At 71.0% G+C, this 7,748-nt stretch carries 6 protein-coding genes; 5 read left to right on the top strand and 1 reads right to left on the bottom strand.

The window, feature by feature from the left end; translation table 11 throughout:
• Positions 1-258: 258 nt before the first annotated feature.
• The 4 genes from AC07EG_RS36425 (at position 259) to AC07EG_RS36440 (ending at position 5,851) form a co-directional block, all read left to right on the top strand.
• The gene (locus AC07EG_RS36425; protein WP_478257814.1) at positions 259-1,776 is read left to right on the top strand and encodes a YifB family Mg chelatase-like AAA ATPase; all 1,518 of its coding nucleotides are present in this window, start codon (positions 259-261) and stop codon (positions 1,774-1,776) included.
• 202 nt (positions 1,777-1,978) lie between these two features.
• Positions 1,979-3,166 (top strand): DNA-processing protein DprA, encoded by a 1,188-nt coding sequence (gene dprA / locus AC07EG_RS36430; RefSeq protein WP_478257815.1) that lies wholly within the window; start codon positions 1,979-1,981, stop codon positions 3,164-3,166.
• 680 nt (positions 3,167-3,846) lie between these two features.
• Entirely contained in the window at positions 3,847-4,875 is a 1,029-nt protein-coding gene (locus AC07EG_RS36435) for a tyrosine recombinase XerC (protein ID WP_478257822.1), read from the top strand.
• Positions 4,847-5,851 carry a FliA/WhiG family RNA polymerase sigma factor gene (locus tag AC07EG_RS36440; protein WP_478257816.1) on the top strand — a complete coding sequence of 335 codons (1,005 nt, stop codon included), beginning with the start codon at positions 4,847-4,849 and terminating at the stop codon, positions 5,849-5,851. Before AC07EG_RS36435 ends, AC07EG_RS36440 begins: the two co-directional genes overlap by 29 nt.
• Positions 5,852-5,859: 8 nt before the next feature.
• Here the strand turns inward: AC07EG_RS36440 and AC07EG_RS36445 are convergent, their stop codons facing one another.
• On the bottom strand, positions 5,860-6,384 hold the full coding sequence (locus AC07EG_RS36445; protein ID WP_478257817.1) for a M23 family metallopeptidase: 525 nt from the start codon (positions 6,382-6,384) through the stop codon (positions 5,860-5,862).
• 387 nt (positions 6,385-6,771) lie between these two features.
• Between AC07EG_RS36445 and rpsB the strand changes: the two genes are divergently transcribed.
• Complete coding sequence (gene rpsB / locus AC07EG_RS36450; RefSeq protein ID WP_478257818.1) at positions 6,772-7,602, top strand: 30S ribosomal protein S2; 831 nt, start codon at positions 6,772-6,774, stop codon at positions 7,600-7,602.
• The last annotated feature ends 146 nt before the right edge of the window (positions 7,603-7,748 follow it).

The following is a 7,748-nucleotide window of genomic DNA, read 5'->3' on the forward strand; positions in this document are numbered from 1 at the left end:
TTCCAGCATTTCGGGGTGGTGCGCTGACCTGCCCTCCACCCACACTCACCCAGCGCCCCAGCCCGGCCTGTCCTCCCGCATGGCGATCAGCCGATTGGGCCGCACCCGCCCCCACCCAGCACCTCAGCTCGGCCTGTCCTCCCGCGTGGCGGTCAGCCGACTCGCCCGCACCCGCACCCACCTCCGCCACTGGCCCAGCGCCCCGCTGCCCGATCGGCGACCTCCGACCCTCCACCAGCCCGAGAAGGGTGAGCTGACATGGCGCTAGCTCGCAGTTGGTCGGTGGCCCTGCTGGGCATCGACGGCCGGGTGGTCGAGGTCGAAGCCGACATCGGTGCCGGTCTGCCCGGCATGAAGCTGGTCGGCTTACCCGATCCCGGCCTGAAGGAGGCCAAGGACCGAGTCCGCGCGGCCGTGCGCAATTCCGGGCAGAAGTGGCCCGAACAGCACGTCACCCTCGGCCTGTCCCCGGCGAACCTGCCGAAGCTCGGCTCCGGTTACGACCTGAGCATCGCCGCCGCGGTGCTCGCCGCCAGCGGTGCGGTGTCCGGCAGCAAACTGCTCGGCACCGTGCTGCTCGGCGAACTCGCGCTGGACGGACGCGTCCGCCCGGTGCCCGGTGTGCTGCCCGCGCTGCTCGCCGCCCGCAGGGGTGGGCTCCGCCGGGCGGTGGTGCCGGTCGATTCGATGTTCGAAGCGGCGCTCGTGCACGACATGGAAGTCCGGGGCGCGGCTCGCCTTCGTGACCTGCTCGCCTGGCTGGACGGCATCGAGGACCTCCCCGGCCCGGAACCGGCCGCCGAGGTCGAGCCGCCGCCGGTGGCCGACCTCGCCGATGTGATCGGCCAGCCGGAAGCCCGCTGGGCGCTGGAGGTCGCGGCCGCGGGTGGCCACCACCTCCTGCTCGTCGGGCCACCGGGGGTCGGGAAGACCATGCTCGCGAGGCGACTGCCCGGCCTCCTGCCGGAGTTGTCGCGCGAGGAGTCGCTCGAAGTCACCGCTGTGCACTCCATCGAAGGCAAGCTGTCCCGGACGTCGCCGCTCGTCCGAGTGCCGCCGTTCGCCGATCCGCACCACAGCATCTCGACCGCCGCTCTCGTCGGTGGCGGCGTCGACATCGCCAAGCCCGGCATGATCAGCCGCGCGCACCGAGGTGTGCTCTTCCTGGACGAAGCCTGCGAATTCGGCGGCGAGCGCCTCGAATCACTGCGCACGGTCCTGGAAGACGGCGAGGTTCGCATCGCCCGGCGCAAGGGCGTGGTCTGCTATCCCGCCCGGTTCCAGTTGGTGCTCGCGACCAACCCGTGTCCGTGCGCGCCACCACGAGAAGCCGACTGCACGTGTTCACCGTGGGCGCGGCGGCGCTACTTCAGCCGCCTTTCCGGCCCCCTGCTCGATCGCATCGACATCCGCGTCCGCCTGCGCCCACTCACCGCCATGCACGCCCACCACCAGGAATTCGACGACCCGGAACCCACCGCCGTCGTCCGTGATCGTGTTTCCCGCGCCAGAGCCAGAGCCGCCAACCGCTGGGCCGCGCACGGCTGGCGCACCAACGCCGAAGTCCCCGGCCCGGTCCTCCGCCGTGAATTCGCCCTGCCGCGGGAAACCACCGCCCTGCTCGACCGGAGCTTGGACATGGGTGCCCTCACCGCCCGAGGGGTGGACCGCTGCCTACGCCTCGCCTGGACCCTCAGCGACCTCGCCGAAGCCGACCTCCCCCAAGCCGACCACGTCGCCGCCGCCCTGGAATTCCGCGATCGGCGAGCCGCATGACCCGCCCTTGGCCCCACCGCCTCGAAGCGCCGCGACGGGTGCGGCACCTGACTCAATCCCGGGATCCGGCAAGCCGACGATCGATTACCCGTGCAACCCCAGCCTGCGCACCTCCGCCCCACCGCCCGCACCTTTCGCAACCGATCCGCGCCAACGCGCCCCGAGTGGCCGGAGCACCCGAACCCCGTGATCGGGAGGCGGCATGAGTGAGCGGCGCGCCGATCCCGGGATTCGATTGGCGAGGTCATATTTGCTGCGGGTGGCTGAGCCACCGGCACCGGCGCTCGTCGCTTTCATCCGGGAGCTCGGGCCGATCGAGGCGGCGAAGCTGGTACGCGCCGGCGACTGCCCGACGTCCGTGCTGGCCGAGACCTCCGCGCGTCGAGATCTCGACTTCGCGGAATCGGACCTCGCGGCGGCCGAGCGGAACGGCGCCCGGCTGGTGGTGCCGGAGGACGGCGAGTGGCCGGCCTGGCCGTTGCTCCCGTTCGACCAGGCGACCAGTCGCGGCGTACGCGGACTGGCCCCGCCGATCGGACTGTGGGTTCGTGGTGACGGCAGGCTGGATGAGGCGGTCATGTCCGCTGTGGCCGTGGTCGGAGCGCGCGCCGCGACGAACTACGGCGAGCACACCGCGACCGCGCTCGCCTACGGGTTGGTCAAGAACGGCATGCCGGTGTTCTCCGGAGCCGCCTATGGAATCGACGGTGCCGCACACAAAGGTGCCCTCGCTGGCGACGGGCCAACGGCGGCGGTGCTCGGCTGCGGCCTGGACGGCGGCTATCCGAGCGGTCATGACGCCCTGCTGCGCAAGATCGGCGAGCGGGGTCTCGTGATCAGTGAGTACGCCTTCGGCACTCCGCCGGCGAGGCACCGCTTCCTCGTCCGGAACCGGCTGATCGCCGGTCTCACCGAAGGCACGGTGGTGGTGGAAGCGGGTGCTCGCAGCGGTGCCCGCAACACGGCGGCCACCGCCGCCCTGCTCGGCAAGGTGGTGATGGCGGTACCCGGGCCGGTCGGCTCGGCGATGTCGGCGGGCTGCCACCAGCTGATCCGCGAGTCGGCCGCGACGCTGGTCGGTTCGCTGGAAGACGTGCTGGAGACCGTCGGCAAGCTCGGGGCGTCGCTGGCCGGGCGAGCGCCCCAACCCCGCCGGAACACCGACGGCCTGGGAGAGGAGGCCATGCGAGTTCACGACGCACTCGAATTCCGGACAGGCAAACCCGCCGAGCAAATCGCCACCGACTCCGGTGTGCCGATCGCCCGCGTGCGCGCCCTGCTCCCCGAGTTGGAACTGGACGCCCTAGCCACCCGCACCGAAGACGGCTGGCGCCTGACGAGTCGCTCCACCCCCACGACCCGCACGAAAGGAGGCCCGAAAAATCCCTGACCCAACCCGAGCCAGGGAAACCGTTCTACCCCGCGCGGCTGAGCCCCGCTGGACTGCCAACTGCGGACAAGTCGCTACGGCGAATTGCCGGAGAAGGTGGTGGCAGCAATGGCCGAACCGCTGCCTGCACGCAACCCGTGGCAGCGAGAGATGACAGAACTCGTTACCCGTGGCGATGGGTGGCCGGGCTCAGCGGCTGGGCGCTTGCCTGGTGATCGGGTAGCCGGGCTCGTTGGCTGCGCGCTGCCCAGGCCCTGTATGGCGGAACCGCTGGCTCGTGGAAATGGTGAGCTGGTTGGCTGCGTGCTTCCTGCGGCGATGGGATGTCCGGGGCTGTCGCTGGGTGCTTCCTGCGGTGCCGGGACAGCCGGGCTCGTTGGTGGCGTGGTTCCGTGGCGGTGAGCGGCGGGATCGTTGGCCGGGTGTGGTGGGTGGCTGGACGGGGTGGGAAGGGTGGCTGGGTGGGGTTGGGTGTGCGGCGGGCTTTGGCGGGAGGCAGGGGCGTTCTCCCCTGGGTGGGGTAGGTCGGAAGGGTGGAGGGGGTAGCTCGATCGGGTAGAGGTGCGGGTGGGGCGTGGGAGGTGGTCGGGTGGTTGCGCTGTGTCGCGATATCGGGTCGTTCCCTCGGGAGGGTGTGGCGATGCTTGACCACGCGCCGGGGATCCCCCAGCGTGTCGGGCATGTCGTCACGAAGCGTTCCCGAAGTTGAGCGGGGGGTGAAGGCGCGCGGGCGCGGGAGTCTGGTGCGCCTGCGGGCCGCGCTTCCGGTCAGCGCTCGTGAGCTGGTGGACGAGTACGAGCGGCACCTGGGGTCAGAGCGTGGGCTTTCGGAGCACACGGTGCGGGCGTATGTGGGCGATGTGGTGTCGTTGCTCGGCTTCCTGCACGGCATCGGGAAGGGCGAAGCCCCAGCTCAGGACGTTGCGGCGCTGGCCGGGTTGGACGTGGGGGAGTTGCGGGCCTGGCTGGCCGAGCAGCACCGGGCCGGGGTCAGCCGGACCACGTTGTCCCGGCGGGCCGCGGCGGCTCGGACGTTCACGGCGTGGGCGCAGCGGACCGGCAGGCTGGAGCAGGATCCGGGGGCGCGGCTGGTGGCACCGCGGCCCCATCGGACCCTGCCCGGGGTGTTGCGGCCCGAGCAGGCGGAGCAGGTGATGCGGGCGTCGAGCGCGGGGGCGGCGGAACGGGATCCGGTTGCGCTGCGTGATCATGCGGTGCTCGAACTGCTGTACGCGACCGGCATCCGGGTGGCCGAGCTGTGCGGGCTTGACGTGGGCGATGTGGAGTTCGATCGCCGGGTGGTCCGGGTGCTGGGCAAGGGCGGCAAGGAGCGCACGGTGCCGTTCGGGGTGCCCGCCGAGAAGGCGCTGCGGTCCTGGCTGGACGAGGGGCGTCCGGTGCTGGTCGAGCGGGCGACCGGGGAGTCGGCAAAGGCCCTCTTCCTGGGCGTACGGGGGCGGCGGCTCGATCCCCGCTCGGTCCGGCGAGTGGTCCACGACGGGGTCGGTTCGGTACCCGGCTCGGTGGACATGGGACCGCACGGTCTCCGCCATTCGGCTGCCACGCACCTGCTGGAGGGTGGTGCTGACCTTCGCAGCGTTCAGGAACTACTCGGTCACGCTACGCTTGCCACCACTCAGCTTTACACTCACGTCACCGTCGAGCGGCTGAAGGCCATCCATGACCGGACCCACCCCCGTGCCCGCTGATCGCGGGGACGGCGGGGGGACGACCTTCCCGCCACCCGGCGAACCGCCCGACCGAACCACCCAGCACGAGCCCGGAGACAGACCTGAGAGTGCAGTTGAAAACGGCAACTTGCCTGGTGACGCAGCGCGTTCTCAGCGAGACTCTGAGACACCCGCAGCGGAGGGCAGTCCCGTGACCGCCACCGAGCCCAAAACCGGCCTGACCGAGACCGGCGACGTGGAGGCGGGCATCAAGGCGCTGTGGCGGCAGTTCGCCGAGGCGCCGGAGCAGCGCATCCGCGACCGGCTGGTGCTGCACTACGCACCGCTGGTCAAGTACGTCGCCGGCCGCGTCGGCACCGGCCTGCCCACCCACGTCGACGTCGGCGACCTCGTGCAGTCCGGCATCTTCGGCCTGGTCGACGCCATCGAGAAGTTCGAGCCCGAGCGCGGGCTGCGCTTCGAGACCTACGCCATGCAGCGCATTCGCGGGGCGATCCTGGACGACCTCCGTTCGCAGGACTGGGTGCCGCGGGTGGTCCGCAGCCGCGCCCGGGAGGCCGAACGCGCGATGGAACGGCTGGGCGCCCGGCTCAACCGGACGCCGACCGACGCCGAACTGGCCACCGAGCTGGAGATCAGCGTCGACGATCTGCGTGACCTCTACGGCCAGCTCCAGCTCACCAGCGTGGTCGCGCTGGAGGACCTGGTCGCCGTGGGCAAGGACAGCGGCTCACTGGTCGACACGCTGCCCGACGACGACGCCGTGGACCCGGTCGCGGTGCTCGTCGACCAGGACAACCGCCGCCAGCTCGCCGAGGCGATCGCGCAGCTCTCCGAACGCGACCGGATCGTGGTGAGCCTCTACTACTTCGAGAGCCTCACCCTGGCCGAGATCGGCAAGGTGCTCGGCGTGACCGAGTCCCGGGTGAGCCAGCTGCACACCAGGGCCGTTCTCCGCCTGCGCGCCAAGCTCGTCGAGCAGGCCGGGGTCTGACTGACGTGTCAACCAGGGTCCCACGGCTTCAGCCGTAGCCGCGTGGTCTCCTGGACCAGCGGCAGCGGATCCAGGTACTCCATCCCGCGGCGCACGCCCCAGTGCAGGCAGGCCGCCGCCGCGCACTGGTGCCCGGCCACGACCGTGCCGATCACCTGCCCCGTGTGCACCTGCTCCCCGGCGGCGAGCTGCGGGACCACCGGCTCGTAGGTGGTGCGCAGGCCGCCGTCGTGGTCGATCGACACCACCCCGCGACCGGCGACCGGGCCGGCGAACACCACGAACCCCGTGCCGGCGGCGAGCACCTGCTGGCCCATCGCCGCCGCCAGGTCGACCCCGCGGTGACCGGGGCCGAAGTCGGTCTCCGGCGCGTCGAAACCGCGGACGACCTGCGGCCTCGGTTGCAGCGGCCAGGCGAACCGGGGCTCCTCCGCGGCCACCGCCGGGGCGAGCACCCCGGCGCCGCCGAACGCCAGCAACAGCAGCACCAGATGGCGGATGCGCTGACGTGGGAGAATGGGGTTGGCGTTCATGACATCGACTCTGCCGGGGTGGGCTGGTCGGCGGGGGCGGGGCGGGGAAGCTGTGGACAACCGGGGTGGTTGTGGACAGTTCGCCGGTTTGACCGCCGCCGGTGAGCAGCCCTTCCAGGCGGAGGCGTACACTGTTCGCGCGGTCTGCGGAAGTGCAGATCGACTTCGCGTGCGATGTGCATGCTCCGGGCGGGCCACCACGGTTTTCACGGTTACCCGCTCCGGAACGAACGATGCCCGGCGGTCCCATCCGGCGCCCAGCGCCGAACGGGTTCGGGCACCGGCACCGCACCAGGGCGGCCGTCCACCCGGGCGACCGCGGCAACCGAGCAAGCGCCACCGGGCGGGTCCCGGGGCGCACGACACAGAAGAGGTGCGAATCCGGCCATGGCCGTCGTCACCATGAAGCAGCTGCTCGACAGCGGCGTGCACTTCGGGCACCAGACCCGGCGCTGGAACCCGAAGATGAAGCGCTACATCTTCACCGAGCGCAACGGCATCTACATCATCGACCTGCAGCAGACGCTGACCTACATCGACCGCGCCTTCGAGTTCATCAAGGAGACCGTGGCGCACGGTGGCAGCATCCTGTTCGTCGGCACGAAGAAGCAGGCGCAGGAGGCCATCGCCAACGAGGCCCAGCGCGTCGGCATGCCGTTCGTCAACCAGCGCTGGCTGGGCGGCATGCTCACCAACTTCCAGACCGTGCACAAGCGGCTCCAGCGCCTCAAGGAGCTCGAGTCGCAGGAGCAGACCGGCGGTTTCCAGGGCCTGACCAAGCGCGAGATCCTCACGCTCACCCGCGAGAAGGACAAGCTGGAGAAGACCCTCGGCGGTATCCGCGACATGGCGAAGGTCCCCAGCGCCGTGTGGATCGTGGACACCAAGAAGGAGCACATCGCCGTCGGCGAGGCGCGCAAGCTGAACATCCCGGTCGTCGCGATCCTCGACACCAACTGCGACCCGGACGAGGTCGACTACCCGATCCCGGGCAACGACGACGCGATCCGCTCCGCCGCGCTGCTGACCAAGGTCGTCGCTGAGGCCGCCGCCGCCGGCCTGCTGGCCCGCTCGGGCCGCAACGGCTCGGCCGCCGAGGGCCAGGACAAGCCGGAGCCGGGCGTCGCTTCCGACGAGCCGCTGGCCGAGTGGGAGAAGGAGCTGCTCTCCGGCTCCGAGAACGCCGAGGCGCCCGCGGAGCAGACGACCTCCGCCTGATCCACCCCGCCCGGGGGGGGGGGGGGGGATCGGGGGGGGGGGGGGGGGTGGGGGCACCCCCCCGCGTGGGGAAGGAGAGGGGGAGAAAAAAAAAGGGGGAAGAAAAAAAAAACAAGGTGGGAAAAACCTAGTGGCGGACCCAAGAG

Source organism: Amycolatopsis sp. NPDC045836, assembly GCF_056431745.1.

Coding starts and splice junctions, on each gene's coding strand:
- AC07EG_RS36425 (WP_478257814.1), top strand. CDS start 259: ATGGCGCTAGCTCGCAGTTGGTCGGTGGCCCTGCTGGGCATCGACGGC.
- dprA (WP_478257815.1), top strand. CDS start 1,979: ATGAGTGAGCGGCGCGCCGATCCCGGGATTCGATTGGCGAGGTCATAT.
- AC07EG_RS36435 (WP_478257822.1), top strand. CDS start 3,847: ATGTCGTCACGAAGCGTTCCCGAAGTTGAGCGGGGGGTGAAGGCGCGC.
- AC07EG_RS36440 (WP_478257816.1), top strand. CDS start 4,847: ATGACCGGACCCACCCCCGTGCCCGCTGATCGCGGGGACGGCGGGGGG.
- AC07EG_RS36445 (WP_478257817.1), bottom strand. CDS start 6,384: ATGAACGCCAACCCCATTCTCCCACGTCAGCGCATCCGCCATCTGGTG.
- rpsB (WP_478257818.1), top strand. CDS start 6,772: ATGGCCGTCGTCACCATGAAGCAGCTGCTCGACAGCGGCGTGCACTTC.